This is a genomic window from Hydrogenophaga sp. ZJX-1, assembly GCF_048590325.1.
Classification (GTDB): Bacteria; Pseudomonadota; Gammaproteobacteria; order Burkholderiales; family Burkholderiaceae_C; genus Hydrogenophaga.
On sequence record NZ_JBMBRA010000003.1, the window covers coordinates 525357 to 546415 of the forward strand.

Annotated in this window: 20 protein-coding genes; 8 read left to right on the top strand and 12 right to left on the bottom strand. The window is 66.5% G+C overall.

Annotated elements, in window-relative coordinates:
- Window positions 1-46 precede the first annotated feature (46 nt).
- The 3 genes from tldD to rodA all read right to left on the bottom strand — a co-directional run bounded on the left by tldD (window position 47) and on the right by rodA (window position 3683).
- On the bottom strand, window positions 47-1507 hold the full coding sequence (tldD, locus tag ACN5W5_RS11325) for a metalloprotease TldD (protein WP_177132109.1): 1461 nt from the start codon (window positions 1505-1507) through the stop codon (window positions 47-49).
- 65 nt (window positions 1508-1572) lie between these two features.
- Window positions 1573-2469 carry an NAD(P)-dependent oxidoreductase gene (locus tag ACN5W5_RS11330; protein WP_420048616.1) on the bottom strand — a complete coding sequence of 299 codons (897 nt, stop codon included), beginning with the start codon at window positions 2467-2469 and terminating at the stop codon, window positions 1573-1575.
- A gap of 59 nt (window positions 2470-2528) precedes the next feature.
- Window positions 2529-3683, bottom strand: a complete 1155-nt coding sequence (rodA, locus tag ACN5W5_RS11335) for a rod shape-determining protein RodA (RefSeq protein WP_420048617.1) — start codon at window positions 3681-3683, stop codon at window positions 2529-2531.
- Here rodA and ACN5W5_RS11340 point away from each other — a divergent pair.
- The 8 genes from ACN5W5_RS11340 (at window position 3682) to ACN5W5_RS11375 (ending at window position 11264) form a co-directional block, all read left to right on the top strand.
- On the top strand, window positions 3682-4338 hold the full coding sequence (locus tag ACN5W5_RS11340; protein WP_420048618.1) for a YqiA/YcfP family alpha/beta fold hydrolase: 657 nt from the start codon (window positions 3682-3684) through the stop codon (window positions 4336-4338). The genes rodA and ACN5W5_RS11340 overlap by 2 nt on opposite strands.
- 41 nt (window positions 4339-4379) lie before the next feature.
- Window positions 4380-6464 (top strand): ribonuclease catalytic domain-containing protein, encoded by a 2085-nt coding sequence (locus ACN5W5_RS11345; protein WP_420048619.1) that lies wholly within the window; start codon window positions 4380-4382, stop codon window positions 6462-6464.
- Window positions 6465-6488: 24 nt separating this feature from the next.
- Entirely contained in the window at window positions 6489-7355 is an 867-nt protein-coding gene (locus ACN5W5_RS11350) for an energy transducer TonB (RefSeq protein WP_420048620.1), read from the top strand.
- On the top strand, window positions 7355-8140 hold the full coding sequence (locus ACN5W5_RS11355) for a transglycosylase domain-containing protein (RefSeq protein WP_420048621.1): 786 nt from the start codon (window positions 7355-7357) through the stop codon (window positions 8138-8140). Before ACN5W5_RS11350 ends, ACN5W5_RS11355 begins: the two co-directional genes overlap by 1 nt.
- A gap of 10 nt (window positions 8141-8150) precedes the next feature.
- Window positions 8151-8768, top strand: coding sequence for a lysophospholipid acyltransferase family protein (locus ACN5W5_RS11360; RefSeq protein WP_420048622.1), 618 nt, complete (start codon window positions 8151-8153; stop codon window positions 8766-8768).
- On the top strand, window positions 8768-9757 hold the full coding sequence (locus tag ACN5W5_RS11365; RefSeq protein WP_420048623.1) for a phosphatidate cytidylyltransferase: 990 nt from the start codon (window positions 8768-8770) through the stop codon (window positions 9755-9757). The genes ACN5W5_RS11360 and ACN5W5_RS11365 overlap by 1 nt, the downstream gene beginning before the upstream one ends.
- A gap of 18 nt (window positions 9758-9775) precedes the next feature.
- Window positions 9776-10324 (top strand): crossover junction endodeoxyribonuclease RuvC, encoded by a 549-nt coding sequence (gene ruvC / locus ACN5W5_RS11370; RefSeq protein WP_420048624.1) that lies wholly within the window; start codon window positions 9776-9778, stop codon window positions 10322-10324.
- Window positions 10325-10667: 343 nt separating this feature from the next.
- Window positions 10668-11264: a hypothetical protein gene (locus ACN5W5_RS11375; RefSeq protein ID WP_420048625.1), complete on the top strand. Its 597-nt coding sequence runs from the start codon at window positions 10668-10670 to the stop codon at window positions 11262-11264.
- A 63-nt stretch (window positions 11265-11327) separates the two neighbouring features.
- Here ACN5W5_RS11375 and ACN5W5_RS11380 read toward each other — a convergent pair whose 3' ends face one another.
- The 9 genes from ACN5W5_RS11380 to ftsW form a co-directional block, all read right to left on the bottom strand.
- Window positions 11328-11504, bottom strand: a complete 177-nt coding sequence (locus ACN5W5_RS11380) for a hypothetical protein (RefSeq protein ID WP_177132140.1) — start codon at window positions 11502-11504, stop codon at window positions 11328-11330.
- A 39-nt stretch (window positions 11505-11543) separates the two neighbouring features.
- Complete coding sequence (lpxC, locus tag ACN5W5_RS11385; RefSeq protein WP_420048626.1) at window positions 11544-12467, bottom strand: UDP-3-O-acyl-N-acetylglucosamine deacetylase; 924 nt, start codon at window positions 12465-12467, stop codon at window positions 11544-11546.
- Window positions 12468-12852: 385 nt separating this feature from the next.
- The gene (gene ftsZ, locus ACN5W5_RS11390; RefSeq protein WP_420048627.1) at window positions 12853-14061 is read right to left on the bottom strand and encodes a cell division protein FtsZ; all 1209 of its coding nucleotides are present in this window, start codon (window positions 14059-14061) and stop codon (window positions 12853-12855) included.
- A 222-nt stretch (window positions 14062-14283) separates the two neighbouring features.
- Window positions 14284-15513 (bottom strand): cell division protein FtsA, encoded by a 1230-nt coding sequence (ftsA, locus tag ACN5W5_RS11395; protein ID WP_177132150.1) that lies wholly within the window; start codon window positions 15511-15513, stop codon window positions 14284-14286.
- Window positions 15514-15526: 13 nt separating this feature from the next.
- Entirely contained in the window at window positions 15527-16321 is a 795-nt protein-coding gene (locus ACN5W5_RS11400) for a cell division protein FtsQ/DivIB (protein ID WP_420048628.1), read from the bottom strand.
- A 10-nt stretch (window positions 16322-16331) separates the two neighbouring features.
- Window positions 16332-17312 carry a D-alanine--D-alanine ligase gene (locus ACN5W5_RS11405; protein ID WP_420048629.1) on the bottom strand — a complete coding sequence of 327 codons (981 nt, stop codon included), beginning with the start codon at window positions 17310-17312 and terminating at the stop codon, window positions 16332-16334.
- Entirely contained in the window at window positions 17309-18718 is a 1410-nt protein-coding gene (gene murC / locus ACN5W5_RS11410) for a UDP-N-acetylmuramate--L-alanine ligase (protein WP_420048630.1), read from the bottom strand. Before murC ends, ACN5W5_RS11405 begins: the two co-directional genes overlap by 4 nt.
- Window positions 18715-19794 (bottom strand): undecaprenyldiphospho-muramoylpentapeptide beta-N-acetylglucosaminyltransferase, encoded by a 1080-nt coding sequence (gene murG, locus ACN5W5_RS11415; protein ID WP_420048631.1) that lies wholly within the window; start codon window positions 19792-19794, stop codon window positions 18715-18717. Before murG ends, murC begins: the two co-directional genes overlap by 4 nt.
- Window positions 19791-21035, bottom strand: a complete 1245-nt coding sequence (gene ftsW / locus ACN5W5_RS11420) for a putative lipid II flippase FtsW (protein ID WP_420048743.1) — start codon at window positions 21033-21035, stop codon at window positions 19791-19793. The genes murG and ftsW overlap by 4 nt, the downstream gene beginning before the upstream one ends.
- Window positions 21036-21059 lie beyond the last annotated feature (24 nt).

The following is a 21059-nucleotide window of genomic DNA, read 5'->3' on the forward strand; positions in this document are numbered from 1 at the left end:
GCGGGACAACCCGGCTGAGGGGGAAAACCCGTCCGACGCCGCAGCTTCAGGCGGTGCCGCCGACCGTCAACCCGTCGATGCGCAAGGTGGGCTGGCCCACGCCCACTGGCACGCTTTGGCCTTCCTTGCCGCAGGTGCCCACGCCGCTGTCCAGCCGCATGTCGTTGCCGATCATGCTGATCTTCTTGAGCGATTCGGGACCGCTGCCGACCAGCGTGGCGCCCTTGACCGGGTACTGGATCTGGCCGTTTTCCACCCAATAGGCCTGGCTGGCGGAGAACACGAACTTGCCGCTGGTGATGTCGACCTGACCACCGCCGAAGTTGGTGGCGTACAGGCCCTTCTTGATGCTGGCCACGATTTCTTCCGGGCTCTTGTCGCCACCCAGCATGTAGGTGTTGGTCATGCGCGGCATGGGCACGTGGGCGTAGCTTTCGCGCCGGCCGTTGCCGGTGGGCTTCAGGCCCATCAGGCGCGCGTTCATCGCGTCCTGGATGTAGCCGCGCAGGATGCCGTCTTCGATCAGCACGTTTTTCTGCGTCGGACAACCTTCATCGTCCACGTTGAGCGAGCCGCGGCGGTCGGCCATGGTGCCGTCGTCGAGCACGGTCACGCCCTTGGCTGCCACGCGCTGGCCGACTCGCCCAGCAAACGCGCTGGAGCCCTTGCGGTTGAAGTCGCCTTCGAGCCCGTGGCCCACCGCCTCGTGCAGCAGCACGCCCGGCCAGCCCGAACCCAGCACCACGGTCATTTCACCCGCGGGCGCGGGCCGCGCATCGAGGTTGGTGAGCGCTGCGTCCACGGCTTCGTCCACGTAAGACTGAACCATGGCGTCGTCAAAATACGCCAGACCGAAGCGTCCACCACCACCCGAAGATCCCACTTCGCGTCGGCCCTTTTGTTCCGCGATCACCGTGACCGACAGGCGAATCAGCGGGCGCACGTCGGCGGCCATGGTGCCGTCGGCACGCGCCACCAGCACGACGTCGTGCTCGGCCGCCAGGCCCGCCATGACCTGCACCACGCGCGGGTCCTTGGCCTTGGCGAGTTTTTCAACCTTCTCCAGCAGCGCAACCTTGGCGGTGCTGTCAAGCGTGCCGATCGGATCCAGGCCGGGGTAGAGCGAACGCGATTTCGCGACCTTGGTGGCCGGCGTGCGCACCTTGCGGTCCTGACCCTGGGCGGTGATCGTGCGCACGGTGTGTGCCGCATCCAGCAAAGAGGCCCAGGAGAGATCGTCCGAATACGCGAAAGCGGTCTTTTCACCACTGACGGCGCGCACGCCCACGCCCTGGTCGATGCTGAAGCTGCCGGTCTTGACGATGCCCTCTTCCAGGCTCCAGCCCTCGCTGCGCGTGGTCTGGAAATAGAGGTCGGCGTCGTCCGCGCCACGCGACATGATTTCACCCAATGCACGTTGCAGATGGGAGGGGGTCAGGCCAAAGGGATCGAGCAGGAGGCTCTGGGCGCTGGACAAACGGGCCAAGGTGGGTTCGCGTGCAATCATGGGGCCATTGTAAGAAGGACAGCGTTCGCGCGCTGACGGCGTGGTCTTGCCAGGCGCAGCACGCCTCAGGATCGCGCGCCGCGCAGGAGCTGCAGCAGCGCCGCGTCGTCCAGATCGGCCATGTCGGCGGCATGCGCCTGCTCGAACACACCGGCCACACGCGCGCCCAGCGGCCCGGCAAATCCGGCCGCGCGCGCGGCCTGCACCGCCAGCCGGGTGTCTTTTTCCAGCAGGGTCACGTGGGCACGCGGCGCCAGGTCGCCCGCGATGGCGCGGCGCATGCGGTCCGAGCCGATCCAGCTCTGGCCGCTGGATTGTTCGATCACGTCCAGCGTCGTCGACAAGTCCAGCCCCAGGCGTTCGGCCAGCGCGAGCACCTCGGCGGCGCCCACCAGGTTGATGCCGGCGAGCAGGTTGTTGACCAGCTTGGTGCGGGCGCCATCGCCCACGCGCTCGCTGATGCGAAACACCTTGGACGAAAGGGCGGCAAACAGCGGCGCGTGGCGCTCCAGCACCCCATCGGACGCAGCAACGATCAGGCTCATGCGGCCGTCGCGCGCCCGCGCCGGGCCACCGGACATGGGCGCATCGATGCAGTCCAACCCCTGGGCCAGCAGCGCCCCGGCCAGCGCTTCGGTATCTTGGGGCGCGATGGTCGGGCACAGCATCACGGCCTGGCCGCTGTGCAGGGAAGCAGCGGCGCCGCCCACACCGAAGAGCACCTCATGCGACTGCGCCGCATCCACCACGCAGACGATCAACACGCCATCGGCCACCAGCGCACGGGCCGCCGTTTCGGGTGTGTCGGCGAGGCAGGCGCCGGCTTCCAGCGCCTGTTGCTGGCGCACAGGGTCGACGTCGCACACCACCACCGACCAGCCCAGTTCACACAGGCGCGCGACCATGGCGCCACCCATGTTCCCGGCACCCACGATCGCCACCCGGCAAGCGGGCAGGTGCATGGAAACGTCTTCACCCGCTGCCGACGGGGTGCGAACCCCTCCGGGCGGCCGCAAGGGGCTCATGACTGCATCAGACGTTTGGACTTGGCCACCGACATCAGAATGCCCAGACAGACGCCGAGCGTCACCATCGCAGTGCCACCGTAACTGATGAACGGCAAAGGCACCCCCACCACCGGCAGGATGCCGCTCACCATGCCCATGTTGACGAAGGCGTAGACGAAGAAATTGGCGGTCATGGCAGCGGCCACCAGGCGAGAGAACAGGGTTGGCGCCTCCATCGCGATGATCAGCCCGCGGATCAGCAGGAAGAGGAACGCCGCCATCAGCGCCAGCGTGCCCACCAGACCGAATTCCTCGGAAAACGCCGCGAAGATGAAGTCGGTGGTGCGCTCGGGAATGAACTCCAGATGGGTCTGCGTGCCCTGCATGAAGCCCTTGCCCCAGACGCCGCCGGAGCCGATGGCGATCATGCCCTGGATGATGTGGAAGCCTTTGCCCAGCGGATCCTTGAACGGATCGAGGAGCGTGCACACGCGCTGGCGCTGGTATTCGTGCAGGACGCGCCAGTCCACATCGGGCGCGCACCACTGGGGTTCCATCGCGATCAGCGTGACCACCCCCGCCAGTCCCAGCAGCACCGGCGGAATGATCAGCTTCCAGCTCAGCCCCGCAAAGAAGATGACCGCCAGGCCAGAGGCCATCACCAGCAGGGTGGTGCCCAGGTCGGGCTGTTTGAGGATGAGCGCCGCCGGTATCGCCAGCAACAAGCCCGCCACCGCAAAATCCAGCGGCTTGAGCTGGCCCTCGCGGCGCTGGAACCACCAAGCCAGCATCAGGGGCATGGCCACCTTCATGAGTTCACTGGGCTGGATCACCACGCCCACATTGAGCCAGCGCTGTGCCCCCTTTTTCTGGATGCCAAACAGGAACACCGCCAGCAGCAAGGCCACCCCAACCACATACATCGGGACCGCCAGCGCCATCAGGCGCTGCGGCGACACCTGTGACACGACAAAAAGCACGCCGGCCGCGAGCATCATGTTGCGGCCGTGGCTGACGAAGCGCGAGCCGTGATCGAACCCCACCGAATACATGGTCATCAGGCCCGCGCACGCGAGCAGCAGGATGGCAAAAACCAGCGGACCATCAAACCCCTGAAAGATCGGGGCGATGCGCTGCAGCAGGGTGGGTTTGTCAAAGACGACGGCCATGGGCACCGATTATCCTTCGGCAATGAACCCCGTCACCACCCCGCCGCCAGAGACCACCCACCTGCTCTACCTGCACGGCTTCCGCTCGTCACCCCGATCGGTGAAAGCGCAAAAGGTGGCCGCGCGGGTGCACACCCGACACCCGAACGTCACCTGGTGGTGCCCGCAACTGCCACCCTCGCCCGCCGCCGCTGCCACCTTGATCCGGCAAGGCACCGCCGCCTGGCCGCGCGGACAGATGGCCGTGGTGGGCTCGTCATTGGGCGGCTTTTACGCCCGCTGGCTGGCCCTTCAGACCGGCTGCCGCGCGGTGCTGCTCAACCCCGCCGTGCACCCGTCGCGCGATCTGGCGACATACATCGGGGAACAGACGGCCTGGCACGATCCGCAGGAGCGCTTCTTTTTCGAACCCGCCTTCGTGGACGAGCTGCGTGCGCTGGAGGAAGACATCCAGCGCCTGGCGCCACAGCAACCAGCGACGCCGCAGCACCAGTTCGCCATCGTGGCGCAGGGCGACGAGGTGCTGGACTGGCGGGAAATGATGGCTTTCTGTGCCGGCGGCGCGTTGCGTCTGCTGCCCGGCAGCGACCACGCCATCAGTGACTTTGACGACCACATCGGCGCCATCTTTGAGTTTCTGGACCTCCAGCGCTGAGCCCGCCAGGCCAAAACCGCCCGCATGGGACAATCCGGCCCATGCACATTCTGTTCGACGACGCCGGCAAACTGATGACCGGCCGCCTCCTGTCCGAAGCCGAAAGTTCCCTGCAGGTGGAGCTGGATTCGGGCAAACGGGTCAAAGTCAAGTCCGCCAACGCGCTGCTGCGCTTTGACAAGCCCGCCCCCGCCCAGCTGATGCCCGCGGCCACCGCGCTGGCCGAGACCATGGAGCTGGAGCTGGCCTACGAATTCGCCCCGGAAGGCGAGTTCGGGTTTGCCGAACTGGCGCAGGAGTATTTCAGCGCCAGCGCCGGCACCGAACAACAGGTGGCGGCCCTGCTCTGCCTGCAAGGCGCCCCGCACTACTTCCGGCGCGCCGGCAAGGGCCGCTACAAGAAAGCACCGCCCGAGATACTGGCGCAGGCGCTCGCCGGCATCGAAAAAAAGAAGCAGATACAGGCCCAGATCGAAGCCTGGGCGGCCGAGCTGGCCAGCGGGCAGTGTCCCGAGCCGGTGCGCCAGCAGCTCTACAAGATCCTGTTCAAGCCGGACAAGAACGCGCCCGAATACAAGGCCGTGGTGGAAGCGGCGCGCAACAGCCACACGGCACCGCTCACCCTGCTGCAGAACGCCGGCGCCATCGCCAGCGCCTACCAGTTCCACTGGCAGCGCTTCCTGTTCGACCAGTTCCCCAAGGGCACGGGGTTCCCGGCGCTCCTGGCCCCCGCCATCGCCGACGAGCTGCCACTGGCCAGCGTGCAGGCCTTCTCCATCGACGATTCGCACACCACCGAAATCGACGACGCGCTGTCGCTGCAGGGTCTGGGCAGCGGCACGGTCACGCTCGGCATCCACATCGCGGCGCCCGGCCTCGCGGTGCTGCCCGACAGCCCCATCGACCAGGTGGCACGCAACCGCCTGTCCACGGTCTACATGCCGGGCCACAAGATCACCATGCTGCCCGACGAGGTGGTGCAGGCCTACACGCTGATGGCCGGGCGGAACTGCCCCGCCGTCTCGCTCTACGTCAGCTTCGACGAGGCCACGCTGGAGCCCAAGGACAGCCGCACCGTGCTGGAGCGTGTGCCGATCGCGCACAACCTGCGCCACGACCAGCTCGACACCGTGATCACCGAAGACTGGCTGACCGGCCAGGCGCCGGCCAGCGCAGCGATCGCCGAAGCTCATATTGAAGAGTTGCAGCCGCAGCTGGCCTTCATCTTCCGCCTCGCGCGCCACCTGAAGGCGCAGCGCGAGGTGGTGCGTGGCAAACCGGAAAACTTCAACCGGCCGGACTACACCTTCCGCCTTGAAGGAGTCACGGGCAGCGAGCCCGTGGGCGATGAAACCGTGGTGATCGGCACACGCCAGCGTGGCGCGCCGCTCGACCTGATGGTGGCCGAGGCCATGATCCTGGCCAACAGCACCTGGGGTAACTGGCTCGCCGACTGCGGCGTGCCCGGCATCTACCGCAGCCAGGCCAGCCTGGCGCCCGGCGTGAAAGTGCGCATGGGCACCAAGGCGCAGCCGCACGCGGGCATCGGCGTCAAGAGCTACGCCTGGAGCACCTCGCCCCTGCGCCGTTACGTGGACATGGTCAACCAGTGGCAGATCATTGCCTGCGCGCGCCACGGCAAGACCGCCGCGCTCGCCGCGCCGTTCAAGCCCAAAGACGCCAACCTGTTTGCCATCATCAGCGGCTTCGACGCCGCCTACACCGCCTACAACGGCTTCCAGAACGGCATGGAACGCTACTGGACGCTCAAACACCTGCAGCAGGCCGGCATCTCCGAACTCACCGCCACGCTGTTCAAGGACAACCTGGTGCGAGCCGACAGCCTGCCGCTGGTCTTGCCGGTCATGGGCGCCGAAGGCCTGCCGCGCGGCGCGCATGTGCGCGTGCGGCTGGGCGCCATCGATCACATCACGCTGGACGTGCACGGCACCGTCATCGAGCGACTCGACCTGCCGGTCGACAGCGTGGATGACGGCAGCGAGTCAGAGGACGGTGAAGACGACGAACTGGCCGCACCGCTGGCGCTGGCCATTGACGTCGACGAGGCGCAGGCCGATGCCCCGGAAACCGCCGCCGAAACAGCGGCCGAGGCGCCCGGGCTGTGAGCCACCAGCACCGATAATGCTCGCGTGAAACCGGTCCTGGCCTTCCTCAAACAACTGAGCACCCTGCAGCTGGCGTTGGGGGTGTCGGTCGCCGTGCACGCCGCGCTGCTGACGGTGCGTTTTGTCGATCCCGAGAACTTCAACCGCGTGTTCCAGGACACGCCGCTCGAAGTCATTCTGGTCAATGCCAAGAGCGACGAGCGTCCCGAGAAGGCCAAGGCCATTGCGCAGGCTTCGCTGGCCGGTGGCGGCGAGAGGGAAAAGGGGCGTGCCACTTCACCCCTGCCACCCAACCCCACGGTCCGCATCGGCGACACCCCCGAAGAAGACGAGCGCATGATCGAAGCGCTCAAGGAACAGCAAAAGCAGATCCTGGCCCAGGTGCGCAAGCAACTGGCCAACATGCCACCGCCGGACCTGCAGGCCGTCAACCCCAGCCAGGAGGCCGTTGAGCGCGAACGCAAGCGCCGGGCGCTGGTGAAGGTGCTGGCCGAGATCGAGAAGCGCATCAACGAAGAAAACGCCCGACCGCGCAAGCGCTACATCAGCCCGGCCACGCGCGAAGAGGTCTACGCGATCTACTACGACGAACTGCGCCGCAAGATCGAAGACCGGGGGACCACCAACTTCCCCGAGGCCGCCGGTCGCAAGCTCTATGGTGAGCTCACCATGGTCATCACGGTGAACCACACCGGCGCCGTGCTGGGCACCGAGGTGGTGCAGACCTCGGGCAACACCACGCTGGACCGGCGTGCCCAGGCGATCGTGCGCGGCCTCGGCTTTGGCCGCTTCAACGACGCCATGCGCCAGCGGGCCGACCAGATCGTGGTGGTGTCGCGGTTCCGTTTCACCCGCGACGCCACGTTGCAGACACAAATGTCCAGCCAGTGATGAAATCGATCGGTCGATGGCTGTTGTGGGTGGTGCTGGCTGGCCTGGCCTTGCAGCTGTTTTTTGTCTTGCGTGTCGCGCTCATGGTGGTGATCGACCCGCAAAGCACCGCCTTCATGCGCTCCGAGGCCTGGCGGGTCGCGGGCCAGAGCCTCAGGTCCGACAAGGACTGGCGCTGGTCTGCCCAATGGGTGGACTACGACGAGATCAGCCCGCACCTCAAGCGCGCCGTGATGGCGTCCGAGGATGCTGGCTTTGCCGAGCACGACGGCGTGGACTGGAGCGCGATCGAAGCAGCCTGGGTCAAGAACGAACGGCGCCAGGAGCTGGTCGAGAAGCGGACCGCACAGCTCGAACGCAAGCTCGCCAAAAAGCCCGAAGCGGCCGAAGCCGCCATCAAGGCGATCAAGCCGCCCAAGGTGATCGGCGGCTCCACCATCACCCAGCAACTGGCCAAGAACCTGCTGCTCTCGGGTGAACGCAACCTGCTGCGCAAGGGCCAGGAGCTGATGCTCGCGCTCACGCTGGACGCGTTGCTCAGCAAGCAGCGCATTCTTGAGATCTACCTCAACAGCGTGGAGTGGGGTGAAGGCGTGTTCGGCGCCGAAGCCGCCGCCCAGCGCTATTTCAAGAAGCCCGCCGCCAAGCTGAGCGCCTACGAGGCGGCCCGACTGGCCGTGATGCTGCCCAGCCCCAAGTTCTTCGAAACCCGGCAGGGCTCGGCCTACCTCGCCCGCCGCACCGGCACCATCGTGGCGCGCATGGGCGCTGTGCAGGCGCCGTGAGGAAGCGCTCATGAACTGGCGCGCCCAGGCCATGAGCACCCTCCTGCTTGGCCTGGTGCGCCTGCTCACCGGCGCCCAGGCCCGCTGGTACGGTTGCCCGCCCAAGGCAGAGCAGCGCATCTATTTCGCCAACCACCAGAGCCACGCCGATTTGGTGCTGATCTGGGCGGCCCTGCCCCAGGAGCTGCGCAGCATCACACGCCCCATTGCAGCGCGCGACTACTGGACGGCATCGAATTTCAAGCGCTGGATCACCACCGAGGTGTTCAACGCGGTCTATGTCGAGCGCGAAAAGAAGGGCGATGAGGATCCGTTGCAACCCCTCATCGATGCCCTGGAGAGTGGCGACTCGCTGATCCTCTTTCCCGAAGGCACCCGCGGTCACGCGGAAGATCCCCAGGTCTTCAAGTCGGGGATCTACAACCTGGCCCGGCGCTTCCCCCAGGTGGTGCTGGTGCCCGCCTGGATCCACAACGTGCAACGGGTGATGCCCAAGGGCGAGGTGATTCCGGTGCCGGTGCTGTGCTCGGTGACGTTCGGGGAGCCGGTGGCGCTGGGTGCCGACGAAGCGCGCGCCGACTTCCTGCAACGCGCACGCAGCGCCGTCATGGCCTTGCGGGAGGTCTGATGGGGTCCTTCCTGCGCAACCTCTCCCCCGAGCAACAGGTCAGCCTGATGTTTGTCCTGCTGTTTGGCCTGCTGCTGATCGCCAGCGGCATGGGCGTCCTGCTCTCCTTGCGCGAACGCCAGCACGCCGACGACCACACCGGTGATCGCGCCCAGCGGCTGCACGACTACCAGGCCCTGCTGCGCAACTCGTGGCTGATGACGCTGGTGTTCTGGGTCGGCTGGGCCGCGGGCGAGAGCGTGGCCATCGTGCTGTTCGGCCTGGTCTCGTTTTTCATCTTGCGCGAATTCATCAGCCTCTCACCCACCCGGCGCGGCGACCACCGCAGCCTCGTGCTGGCGTTTTTCATCGTGCTGCCGCTGCAGTACGCCCTGGTCTGGAACCAGCACTTCAACCTGTTCACGGTGTTCATCCCGGTCTATGTGTTCCTGGCCATCCCCGTGGTGAGCGCGCTGGGCAACGACCCGCAACGCTTTCTGGAACGCAACGCCAAGTTGCAGTGGGGCATCATGGTCTGCATCTACGGCATGAGCCATGTACCGGCGCTGCTGTTGCTGAACTTCCCGCGCTTTGCCGGCAAGACCGCGTTCCTCGTGCTCTTCCTGGTGCTGGTGGTGCAGACCTGCATGCTGGTCCAGCACCTCATGGCCCGGCGCTTGCGCGACCCGGTGGCACCGGCCATCAGCGCCAGTTTTCACTGGCGCAGCTGGCTGGCGGGTCTGGCCGCCGGTGGTCTGCTCGGCGTCGCCCTGGCCGGACTCACGCCCTTCAAGCCGCTGCAGGCCCTGGCGATGGCGCTGGTGGCGTGTGTGGCCGGCTCGTTCGGACATCTGGTCATGAAAGCCATCAAACGCGACCGCGGCGTGACCCACTGGGGTTCGGCCGGCCGCTCGGTCACAGGGGCCAGCGGCCTGCTCGACCGGGTGGACGCGCTGTGTTTCGCCGCACCGGTGTTTTTCCACTCCGTGCGCTGGACCTTCAACCTCTGAACGCTGAAACGGCCCCCCATGCGCATCCTCGGCATCGACCCCGGCCTGCAGTGCACCGGCTTTGGCGTCATCGACACCGAGGGCGCCGCACTGCATTACGTGGCCAGCGGCACCATCCAGACCAGTCCGAAAAACGGCGCCTTGCTGCCCGAGCGGCTGAAGATCCTGTTTGACGGCATCAGCGAGGTGGTGAAGCGCTACCAGCCCGAAGCCTCGGTCTGCGAGATCGTGTTCGTCAACGTCAACCCGCAGGCCACGCTGCTGCTGGGGCAGGCCCGTGGTTGCTGCCTCACGGCACTGGTGGCCAACGGACTGCCGGTGGCCGAATACACCGCCCTGCAGCTGAAGAAAGCGGTGGTCGGTTATGGCCGCGCCGACAAGGCGCAGATGCAGGAAATGGTCAAACGCCTGCTGCAGTTGCCCGGCCTCCCTGGCAAGGACGCGGCCGACGCCCTGGGCCTGGCCATCACCCATGCGCAGGTCAGCCGCACGATGCAGGCCATCAACAAGGTGTCCCCCTTGCAGGCACGTACCCATGCGGCCTACAAAGGCGGCCGGAACTACTGAAAACAGCCGACAGGCCATCAGCGGCCTGATGGTGCGTGGTTGTTACGAACCGTACATGGACGTAACAACAGTATCTGCACCCTCCGGAGCATCCCCCATTTGAGGGATGAAAACAACAGCTTCATTGGGGTTTTCCCCCTGAAGACCCCTTTTGTACAAATTGATAAATATCAATGACAACGGGACCAACCGTTGCAACTGCGCACAAATGACCACGGCCTGGGTAGGCACATTAGCGGCCAAGGCTTCGATGCAATTTCCGTCGGGCCCCGGAGCCCGTTTCTGTCGGGACAGCCCTTGACCCTTCACCCGGATACCTCAAATGGAACTTGAATTTTCACGAATGGCCCTCGTCTACGCCCACCTGATCGCCTGTTGCGCGGCCATCGGGTTGATCCTCATGAGCGACATTGCCATGGTCAAACAGCTCATTTCAGGCGACCCCCACGAACGCATGGACCCGAAACACCTGCAGGATTTGCAGAACACCGTGGCACTGGCCCTTGCCGCACTCTGGGCCACCGGCGCCGGCATCATTGCGCTGGACACATCGGTCAAGGGCCTGGAGTACTTCGCCAACCCCAAGCTGCAGGCCAAGATCACCGTCGTCGCCCTGCTGACACTCAATGGCGTTCTGCTGCACCACCGCGTCCTGCCGCTGATGAAGAGGGCCGGCACCCTGCTGAACATGTCGTTCTCGCAGCGCAGCTTCGCGGTGTTTGCGGGTTCGGTGTCGGCGGTGTCATGGTTCTACGCCGCCTTGCTGGGCGTTGGCCGTCCGCTGTCGTGGAAATACCCGCTGACCCAGATCCTCGCCGCCTATCCGGTGCTGATCGCCAGTGGTTTTGCCGCGCTGATGCTGATGGTGGCCTGGGCGCAGTACCGCACCAGCGGTGAGTCCCGTTCGTTCGAAGGCACCCGCTTCGTCGGCGCCCACTGAAACCGGCTCCACACCTGAAAGCCAAAGGCCATCCTTCGGGATGGCCTTTGGCTTTTCAGCACATCAGAGAAGGCGCTCCAACACCAGCACACCAAAAAAGCCCAGCGCCGCGATGACCGTCCATTTCAGGATCACGATCCCGTACTGGCGAAACCTCGCCTGTCCCGTGCCGATGTAGAAGGCGAACGACACGCCGGCCGCCAGCAGGAGCATGAAGATGGTCCAGCGAAACAGCAGCATGGCTTGTTTTTCGGAGAAGCCCAGGGCGCCGGCTGGCGCTTACCAGGCAGGCGCGAGTTGCGCGAAGCCGGTGGGCGCTTCACGCGCCTGCTCAAAGCTCACGATCTCGTACGCATCGGGCCGGGCCAGCAGCGCACGCAGCAGCTGGTTGTTCATGGCGTGGCCCGAGCGGAAGGCGCTGTAGGCGGCCAGCAGCGGCTTGCCGATGATGTAGAGGTCCCCGATGGCGTCGAGAATCTTGTGCTTGACGAACTCATCCTGGTAGCGCAGACCGTCGGCGTTGAGCACCTTCACATCGTCCATGACGATGGCGTTGTCCAGGCCACCGCCCAGCGCCAGACCATGGGAACGCATCATCTCCACGTCGCGCGTAAAGCCGAAGGTGCGGGCCCGGGCGATCTCGCGCGCGTAACGGCCGCTGCCCATGTCGAACTCGACCCGCTGGCCGCTGGAATTCACCGCCGGGTGGTTGAACTCGATTTCGAAGCTCAGCTTGTAGCCGTGGTACGGGTCCAGCCGCGCCCACTTGAGGTTGCTGCCCTCCCCTTCGCGCACCTCCACGGGTTTGCTCACCCGGATGAAGCGCTTGGGCGCCTTCTGCGTCACGATGCCCGCGCTCTGCAGCAGGTAGACAAACGAGGCCGAAGAACCGTCCAGGATCGGCACCTCTTCGGCCGTGATGTCCACATACAGGTTGTCCAGCCCCAGGCCCGCGGCGGCGCTCATCAGGTGCTCGATGGTGGCCACCTTGGCCCCGCCGTTGGCGATGGTCGAAGCCATGCGCGTGTCGGAGACGGCATCGGCGTTGACCGGAATCTCCACCGGCTCGGGCAGGTCGACGCGGCGAAACACGATGCCCGTGTCGGGCGCGGCCGGGCGCAGCGTCAGCTCCACCCGCTGGCCGCTGTGGAGGCCGACACCGACCGCTTTGGTCAGAGATTTCAGGGTGCGTTGTGCAAGCATCCGGTGATTTTAAGTTTTGCGGCGCCAGTGCGCTTTGAGGAATCGTGATGACCGCGATAGGCGGGCTTCTCTTCTTTTCTCCGGCTGCACCGGTCAACGGCGACCGGGGTGCCCGGCTCCGCGGGTGTCCCCCGGGTCGGCTTCGCCGCCCCTCCTCCTTTACCCCGCTGCGTCGGACACACCGATCACCGCTGACCTACGAGGTGCAAGAACCAAGGGCAGCGCAAGCACTTCCATGGCTCGCGAGCGTCGGGCGTTTTGCGCAGCGGGGTAAAGGAGGAGACGGCACCAGCCGTCGGGGGACACCCGCGGAGCAGAGCGCCCGGCGTCCGCGAGCCCGCGAGGTGCAGGCACGAAACACGCCAGGCAAAAAACCTGACAAACGTCAGTCAGCTTGTTTGCGCAGGAAAGCAGGAATCTCGAAATCGTCCATGCCGCCGGATGCCAGTGCATCCACCTTGGCCGCGGCCTGCGTGCGGTTGGTGCGCCAGACACTCGGCACCGCCATGGAGTTGTAGTCCGGCTGCGCAGCACCCGGGCCACCCACGGCGGCGTTCACCGTCGGGATGTTGAACGGCACGTTGTCGGTGCCGGTGCGCAGCACCTGCAGCGGCGGCGCGGTGCGGCGGGCGCCCTGGCGCGACAGGCCCGTGGCCACGACGGTGACGCGCATCTCGTCGCCCAGGCTGTCGTCGTAGGCCGCGCCGTAGATCACGTGCGCGTCCGGCGAAGCGTAGGCGCGGATGGTGTTCATCGCCAGCTTGGACTCTGACAGCTTGAGCGAACCCTTGGCCGCCGTGACCAGCACCAGCACGCCCTTGGCGCCCGACAGGTCGATGCCTTCGAGCAGCGGGCAGGCCACGGCCTCTTCGGCAGCGATGCGGGCGCGGTCCGGGCCGGCGGCAACCGCCGTGCCCATCATGGCCTTGCCGGGCTCGCCCATCACGGTGCGCACGTCTTCGAAGTCGACGTTGACGTTGCCGTACTCGTTGATGATCTCGGCGATGCCGCCGACGGCGTTCTTCAGCACGTCGTTGGCGTGGGCAAAGGCTTCGTCCTGCGTCACGTCGTCGCCCAGCACTTCGAGCAGCTTCTCGTTCAGTATCACGATCAGCGAGTCCACGTTGGCTTCGAGCTCGGCCAGGCCGCTGTCGGCGTTGGTCATGCGGCGGCCACCTTCCCAGTCGAACGGCTTGGTGACCACGCCCACGGTGAGGATGCCCATTTCCTTGGCCACGCGCGCGATCACGGGCGCAGCGCCGGTGCCGGTGCCGCCGCCCATGCCGGCGGTGATGAACAGCATGTGCGCGCCCTCGATGGCGGAGCGGATCTCCTCGATCGCCAGCTCGGCCGCATCACGGCCCTTTTCCGGCTTGCTGCCGGCGCCCAGGCCGCTGGTGCCGAGCTGGATGGTGCGGCTGGTGGCGCTGCGGGCCAGGGCTTGCGCGTCGGTGTTGGCGCAGATGAATTCCACTCCCTGCACGCCGCGGGTGATCATGTGTTCCACGGCGTTGCCGCCGCCACCGCCCACGCCGATGACCTTGATCTGGGTGCCCTGGTTGAACTCTTCCACTTCAATCATTTCGATGCTCATTTTTCTCTCCTGTTGTTGCCCTGAACCTGCGGTACCGGGCGTTGTTTCAATAAAAAATCGTTGTGTTCATCAAGGGAGTGGCCGCTGCGCGGCCCAGGCATCACCCAGGCGGCCCGGTGCATGCCGTACATCGGTGCACCGGGTAGTGGCCCGCGGCGCCATGGCGCGCGGGGATGACAGGGGATCCGAACAAACCGCTCATCGAGTGTGTGTGATTCATGATCAGAAAGTCCCCACAAACCAGTTTTTCATGCGTTCCAGCGCGCCCTGCATGGAGCCCGCCTTTTGCGCCACCTTGTGTCCGCGCACGCGCGCCAGACGCGCTTCTTCCAGCAGGCCCATGACCGTGGCCGCCCGAGGCTGGGCGACCATGTCGGAGAGCGCGCTCGCGTAGTGCGGGATGCCGCGGCGCACCGGCTTCAGGAAGATGTCTTCGCCCAGTTCGACCATGCCGTGCATGACGGCGCTGCCGCCCGTGAGCACGATGCCCGAAGACAGGACTTCCTCGAACCCGGAGTCGCGCACCACCTGCTGCACCAGCGCAAAGATCTCTTCCACCCGCGGCTCGATCACGCCGGCCAGCGCCTGGCGGCCGAGCAGACGCGGACCGCGGTCGCCCAGACCGGGCACCTCGACCTGGGTGTCGGGGTCGGCCAGCAACTGCTTGGCGCATCCGTATTCGACCTTGATGTCTTCGGCGTCCTTGGTGGGCGTGCGCAGCGCCATGGCGATGTCGCTGGTGATGAGGTCGCCCGCGATCGGGATCACCGCGGTGTGGCGGATCGCGCCGCCCGCGAAGATGGCCACGTCGGTGGTGCCGGCGCCGATGTCGACCAAGGCCACGCCGAGTTCCTTCTCGTCATCGGTCAGCACCGCCTGGCTGGACGCCAGCGGGTTGAGCATCAGCTGATCCACCTCCAGCCCGCAGCGGCGCACGCACTTGATGATGTTTTCGGCCGCGCTCTGCGCGCCGGTGACGATGTGCACCTTGGCTTCGAGCCGGATGCCGCTCATGCCGATCGGCTCTTTCACTTCCTGCCCGTCGATCACGAATTCCTGCGGCTCCACCAGCAGCAGGCGCTGGTCGGTCGAGATGTTGATCGCCTTGGCGGTTTCGATCACGCGCGCCACGTCGGCCGGCGTGACCTCGCGGTCCTTGATGGCCACCATGCCGCTGGAGTTGATGCCGCGGATGTGGCTGCCGGTGATGCCGGTGTAGACGCGGGCGATGCGGCAGTCGGCCATCAGCTCGGCCTCTTTCAGGGCCTGCTGGATGCTCTGCACCGTGGCGTCGATGTTGACCACCACGCCGCGCTTCAGGCCGTGGCTGGCCGACACCCCCAGGCCCGCGAGCTTGAGTTCGCCGTTGGCCTGGACCTCGGCCACCACCACCATGATTTTGGCGGTGCCGATGTCGAGTCCAACCACCAGATCTTTGTATTCCTTGGCCATGATGATTTCTTGATTACCGGGTGTTGTTCGCGGGTTTCGCGTCTTCTTCGTTGACGGTGGTGACGCCGCGCATGCGCAGGGCGTAACCATTGGGGTAGCGCAGGTCGACGGACTGCACCGCACCGGGGTAGCGTTCGGCGAGCTGGCTCACGGTGGCGGTGAAGCGGCGCGCACGCGCCAGCAGTTCCTCGGGAGAGCCGCGCCCCAGTTCCATGCGGGCGCCGTTGTCCAGCGTCGCGCGCCAGCTGCCGCGTTCGCTGAGTTCGAGCCGTTCGATGCCGAGGTCCAGCCGCTCCAGCTCGGCATCGAGCAACTGGTACAGGGCCCAGACTTCGGCCACCCGCGCGGTCGGTCCGGCCAGCTCGGGCAGGCCGTCGCCGTCGTCCGGACTGGCATCAAAGATCTCTCCCAGGTGGTTGACCAGCTGACCGCCGCCGGCCTGCCCCCACCAGGCCACCGCCCGGTGTTCTTCGAGCGTGACGCGCAGGCGGTTGGGAAACTCACGCTGCACCAGCGCATGCCGCACCCAGGGCACGGCCTCGAACATCTGCCGCACCGGCTGCAGGTCCATGGCCAGCAGGCCACCCGACAGCCGGCTCCGCATCTGGGTCGCCAGCTGGGCGCGCAGGCCCACCGCGTTCTGGTGGTCCACCTCGCCGTGCACCGCGATCGCCCGCACCGCCCAGACCGGATGGCGCAGCACCCAGTTGGCCAACGCGCCCAGGCACAGCACGGCAAACACCATCACCAGGGCGTGGGTCACCATGGTCATGAGCTTGACGTCCAGGGGCAGGTCGGTCTGGGCCATGGCGGGTCTTTCAGCCTTGTCCGTGTGCCGGGTTGTCCAGCGCCGCAGTGGCCAGCAGCGTCAGGCACAGGTCTTCGTAGGACAGCCCGGTGGCGCGCGCCGACATCGGCACCAGCGAATGCCCGGTCATGCCCGGCGAGGTGTTGATCTCCAGCAGGTACGGCTTGCGCGTCCGGGCGTCGATCATCACGTCGGCCCGGGCCCAGCCGCGGCAGTCCAGCGTCCGGAAGGCCTTGAGCACCAGCGCCTGGATGGCGACCTCTTCGCCTTCGGGCAGGCCGCAGGGCACGAGGTATTTCGTGTCGTCGGTGAAGTACTTGTGCTGGTAGTCGTAGTTGCCGTCGGGCGCCACGATGCGGATCACCGGCAGCGCGCGGGCCTCGGCGCCCGTGCCGAGCACCGGGATGGTGACTTCGTCGCCGGCGATGAACTGTTCGCACATCACCATCGGGTCCTGGCCCGAAGCCAGCGCGTAGGCGGCGTCGCATTCCGCCAGCGTCAGGACCTTGCTCAGGCCAATGGTGGAACCCTCGCGCACCGGCTTCACGATCATGGGTGAGCCCAGGGCCGCGAAGGCGGCGCGTGTTTCTTCGGCGCTGTGCACCTGGCGCCAGGCCGGCGTGGACAGGCCTTCGGCCAGCCAGATGCGCTTGGTCATGAGCTTGTCCATGGCCACCGCCGAAGCCATCACGCCCGGGCCGGTGTAGGGAATGCCCAGCAGCTCCAGCGCGCCCTGCACCGTGCCGTCTTCGCCGAAGCGGCCGTGCAGAGCGATGAAGCAACGCGCAAACCCTTCGCGCTTGAGATCACCCAGATCGCGTTCGGCCGGATCGAAGGCGTGCGCGTCCACGCCCTTGGACTTCAGCGCGGCCAGCACGCCCGTGCCCGACATGAGCGACACCTCGCGCTCGGCCGAGCGCCCTCCCATGAGCACGGCCACCTTGCCCAGTGCCTTGACGTCGATGTTCACGGTCTTCACCCCTGCGTTCATGTCCTGTCCTTCTGCGCCAGCTCAACCACCTGTCCGGCCACCGCCCCAATGGAGCCCGCGCCCATGCAGAGCACCACGTCGCCATCGCGCGCGTTGTCCAGCACGGCCTGCGGCATGGCGGCGATGTCGTCCACAAACACCGGCTCCAGCTTGCCCGCCACCCGCAGCGCACGCGCCAGCGAACGACCGTCGGCCGCCACGATGGGCGCCTCGCCCGCGGCGTACACCTCGGCCAGCAGCACCGCGTCGGCCTGGTTGATCACTTTCACGAAATCTTCGAAACAGTCGCGCGTGCGGCTGTAGCGGTGCGGCTGGAAGGCCAGCACCAGACGGCGGTCCGGGAAGGCGCCACGCGCCGCGGACAACGTGGCCGCCATCTCCACCGGGTGGTGGCCGTAGTCGTCCACCAGGGTGCAGCTGCCACCCGAGGGCAGGGCCGCTTCGCCGTAGCGCTGGAAACGCCGGCCCACGCCCTTGAAATCGGCCAGCGCCTGCTGCACCGCCGCGTCATCGACCCCCAGCTCGACCGCGATACCGATCGCGGCCAGCGCGTTGAGCACGTTGTGGTTCCCGGGCAGGTTGAGCACCACGTCCAGGTCGGGCATCTGAATGCCGTTCTTGCGCTGCACGGTGAAGTGCATCTGACCACCCACCGCACGCACGTTCACCGCACGCACCTGGGCGTCTTCCGAGAAACCGTAGCTGGTGATGGGGCGCGCGATCTGCGGCAGGATCTCGCGGATCGACGGATCGTCCACGCACACCACGGCGGTGCCGTAGAACGGCATCTTGTGCAGGAACTCGATGAACGCGCCCTTGAGCCGGCCGAAGTCGTGGCCATAGGTGTCCATGTGGTCGGCGTCGATGTTGGTGACGACCGAGAGCACCGGCAGCAGGTTCAGGAACGAGGCGTCGGACTCGTCGGCCTCGACCACGATGTATTCGCCCGAACCCAGTTGCGCGTTGGCGCCCGCGCTGTTGAGGCGGCCACCGATCACGAAGGTCGGGTCCAGGTTCGCGGCGGCGAGCACGCTGGCCACCAGGCTGGTGGTGGTGGTCTTGCCGTGCGTGCCGGCGATCGCCACGCCTTTTTTCATGCGCATCAGCTCGGCCAGCATCACGGCGCGTGGCACCACCGGCACCAGCTTGGCGTGCGCGGCGATCACCTCGGGGTTGTCGTCTTTCACCGCGGTGGAGGTGACGATGGCGTCGGCCCCACCGATGTGGGCCGCATCGTGGCCGATGAACACCTCGGCGCCCAGCGCCACCAGCCGGCGCGTGACCGTGCTCTCGCCCAGGTCGCTGCCGGAGATGCGGTAACCCTGGTTGAGCAGCACCTCGGCGATGCCGCTCATGCCGCTGCCGCCGATGCCGACGAAATGAATATGGCGAATGGCGTGTTTCATGACGGTTGTACTTTCGCGAGTTGCTCGCAGGCGGACACCACGGCCGCCACGGCTTCTGTCTTTTCCATCTGCTTGGCCTTGCCGGCCATCTCCATCAGTTGTTCGCGCTGCAGCGTCTGCAGCTTCATCGCCAGCGAGGCCGGCGTGAGTTCGGTCTGCTGCACCAGCCAAGCGCCGCCAGCATCCGTCAGGAAGCGGGCGTTGGTGGTCTGGTGGTCGTCCACCGCGTGCGGGAACGGCACGAACAGCGCCGCCGCGCCCACGGCGGCGATCTCTGTGACGGTGCTGGCGCCAGCCCGGCAGACGATCAGGTCGGCGTCGGCAAAAGCCTGTGCCGTGTCATCGATGAAGGGCGTGAGTTCGGCCAGCACACCGGCCGCCGTGTAGTTGGCGCGCAGCGCCTCGATCTGCTTTTCGCCGCTCTGGTGGATGACCTGCGGACGCTGCGCCGATGGAATGAGCGCGAGGGCCTGCGGCACCGTGTCGTTGAGGGCCTTGGCGCCCAGGCTGCCACCCACCACCAGCAGGCGCAGCGGGCCGCTGCGCCCGGCAAAACGCTCGGCGGGCGCCGGCTGGCGCAGGAATTCGGCGCGCAGCGGGTTGCCCACCCATTCGGCTTTCTTGAAGACGTTGGGGAAAGCGGTGAACACCCGGTCAGCGATGCCGGTGAGCACCTTGTTGGCCATGCCGGCCACCGAGTTCTGCTCGTGCAGCACCAGCGGCTTGCCCAGCAGCGTGCCCATCATGCCGCCGGGGAAGGTGATGTAGCCGCCCAGGCCGACCAGCACGTCGGGCTGGACGCGGCGAACCACCTGCAGCGCCTGCCAGAAAGCGCGCAGCAGGCGCAGCGGCAGCAGGAACAGCGTCTTCACGCCTTTGCCGCGCACGCCGCCGAAATCGACCAGCTCCAGCGGGAAGCCGCGCGGCGGCACCAGCCGGCTCTCCATGCTGCCCGGGGCGCCCAGCCAGTGCACGCGCCAGCCGCGCTCACGCAAGGCTTCGGCCACGGCCAGACCGGGGAAGATGTGACCGCCGGTGCCGCCGGCCATGATGAGGGCGCAAGGAGTCTTGCTCATGACCGCCCACCTTTCATGAGCTGGCGGTTTTCATAGTCCACCCGCAGCACGATGGCCAAGGCGGTGAGTTCGAGCAGGATGGCAGACCCGCCGTAGCTCATCAGCGGCAAAGTCAGGCCCTTGGTCGGCAGGGCACCGAGGTTCACGCCGATGTTGATGAAGGCCTGGAAACCCATCCACAGGCCCACGCCTTGCGCAACGAGGCCGGCGAACACCTGGTCGAGCGCGATGGCCTGGCGGCCGATGTGCATGATGCGGCGCGTGAGCCAGAGGAACAGGCTGATCACGACCAACACCCCGATCAGGCCGAACTCTTCGCCGATCACCGCAAGCAGGAAGTCGGTGTGGGCCTCGGGCAGCCAGTGCAGCTTCTCGACACTGCCGCCCAGACCGACGCCAAAGATCTCGCCGCGCCCGAAGGCGATCAGCGAGTGCGAGAGCTGGTAACCCTTGCCCAGCGCATGCTCCATGCTCCAGGGGTCGAGGTAGGCAAACACCCGCTGACGCCGGAACTCACTGGTCATGACCATGACCGCGAACGCGCCCACCACCACCAGCGCCATCAGGGCGAACATGCGCGCGTTGACGCCGCCGAGGAACAGGATGCCCATGGCGATGACCACGATCACCATGAAGGCGCCCATGTCGGGCTCGGCCAGCAACAGCATGCCGACCACGCCCACGGCCACCGCCATCGGCGCCACGGCGCGGAAGAAGCGCTCCTTGACCTCCATCTTGCGCACCATGTAGTCGGCGGCGTAGAGCAGCACCGCGAGCTTGGCCAGCTCGGAGGGCTGGAAGTTCATGATGCCCAGCGGGATCCAGCGCCGGGCGCCGTTCACACCCTTGCCGATGACGGGGATCAGCACCAGCACCAGCAGCAGCAGCGCCACGGCGAACAGCCAGGGTGCGAGCTTTTCCCAGGTGCGCAGCGGGAACTGGAACGCCATCAGCGCGGTCACGAGGCCGATGAGGATGGAGAAGCCGTGGCGCACCACGAAGTGCGTGTGCGCGTAGTTGGCGAAGCGCGGGTTGTCGGGCAAGGCGATCGAGGCCGAATACACCATCACCAGCCCCCAGGCCATCAGCGCCACCGCAACCCAGAGCAGCGGCTGATCGAACCCGAGTTCACGCACCGGACCCTGGCGCATGCCCGCGTAAGTGCGGTTGGACAGACGCACCGGGAGACCATCGCCGCCCGCCGGACCCAGACCCACCAGACGCGGCAGCAGACCGCCCATGGCGGCGCGCAGGCGGTTCAAGGT

What these genes read in the sequence shown, in the direction of transcription:
- tldD (WP_177132109.1), bottom strand. Translation starts at nt 1,507, where the DNA reads ATGATTGCACGCGAACCCACCTTGGCCCGTTTGTCCAGCGCCCAGAGC.
- ACN5W5_RS11330 (WP_420048616.1), bottom strand. Translation starts at nt 2,469, where the DNA reads ATGCACCTGCCCGCTTGCCGGGTGGCGATCGTGGGTGCCGGGAACATG.
- ACN5W5_RS11340 (WP_420048618.1), top strand. Translation starts at nt 3,682, where the DNA reads ATGGGCACCGATTATCCTTCGGCAATGAACCCCGTCACCACCCCGCCG.
- rodA (WP_420048617.1), bottom strand. Translation starts at nt 3,683, where the DNA reads ATGGCCGTCGTCTTTGACAAACCCACCCTGCTGCAGCGCATCGCCCCG.
- ACN5W5_RS11345 (WP_420048619.1), top strand. Translation starts at nt 4,380, where the DNA reads ATGCACATTCTGTTCGACGACGCCGGCAAACTGATGACCGGCCGCCTC.
- ACN5W5_RS11355 (WP_420048621.1), top strand. Translation starts at nt 7,355, where the DNA reads ATGAAATCGATCGGTCGATGGCTGTTGTGGGTGGTGCTGGCTGGCCTG.
- ACN5W5_RS11360 (WP_420048622.1), top strand. Translation starts at nt 8,151, where the DNA reads ATGAACTGGCGCGCCCAGGCCATGAGCACCCTCCTGCTTGGCCTGGTG.
- ACN5W5_RS11365 (WP_420048623.1), top strand. Translation starts at nt 8,768, where the DNA reads ATGGGGTCCTTCCTGCGCAACCTCTCCCCCGAGCAACAGGTCAGCCTG.
- ruvC (WP_420048624.1), top strand. Translation starts at nt 9,776, where the DNA reads ATGCGCATCCTCGGCATCGACCCCGGCCTGCAGTGCACCGGCTTTGGC.
- ACN5W5_RS11375 (WP_420048625.1), top strand. Translation starts at nt 10,668, where the DNA reads ATGGCCCTCGTCTACGCCCACCTGATCGCCTGTTGCGCGGCCATCGGG.
- ACN5W5_RS11380 (WP_177132140.1), bottom strand. Translation starts at nt 11,504, where the DNA reads ATGCTGCTGTTTCGCTGGACCATCTTCATGCTCCTGCTGGCGGCCGGC.
- lpxC (WP_420048626.1), bottom strand. Translation starts at nt 12,467, where the DNA reads ATGCTTGCACAACGCACCCTGAAATCTCTGACCAAAGCGGTCGGTGTC.
- ftsZ (WP_420048627.1), bottom strand. Translation starts at nt 14,061, where the DNA reads ATGAGCATCGAAATGATTGAAGTGGAAGAGTTCAACCAGGGCACCCAG.
- ftsA (WP_177132150.1), bottom strand. Translation starts at nt 15,513, where the DNA reads ATGGCCAAGGAATACAAAGATCTGGTGGTTGGACTCGACATCGGCACC.
- ACN5W5_RS11400 (WP_420048628.1), bottom strand. Translation starts at nt 16,321, where the DNA reads ATGGCCCAGACCGACCTGCCCCTGGACGTCAAGCTCATGACCATGGTG.
- ACN5W5_RS11405 (WP_420048629.1), bottom strand. Translation starts at nt 17,312, where the DNA reads ATGAACGCAGGGGTGAAGACCGTGAACATCGACGTCAAGGCACTGGGC.
- murC (WP_420048630.1), bottom strand. Translation starts at nt 18,718, where the DNA reads ATGAAACACGCCATTCGCCATATTCATTTCGTCGGCATCGGCGGCAGC.
- murG (WP_420048631.1), bottom strand. Translation starts at nt 19,794, where the DNA reads ATGAGCAAGACTCCTTGCGCCCTCATCATGGCCGGCGGCACCGGCGGT.
- ftsW (WP_420048743.1), bottom strand. Translation starts at nt 21,035, where the DNA reads ATGGGCGGTCTGCTGCCGCGTCTGGTGGGTCTGGGTCCGGCGGGCGGC.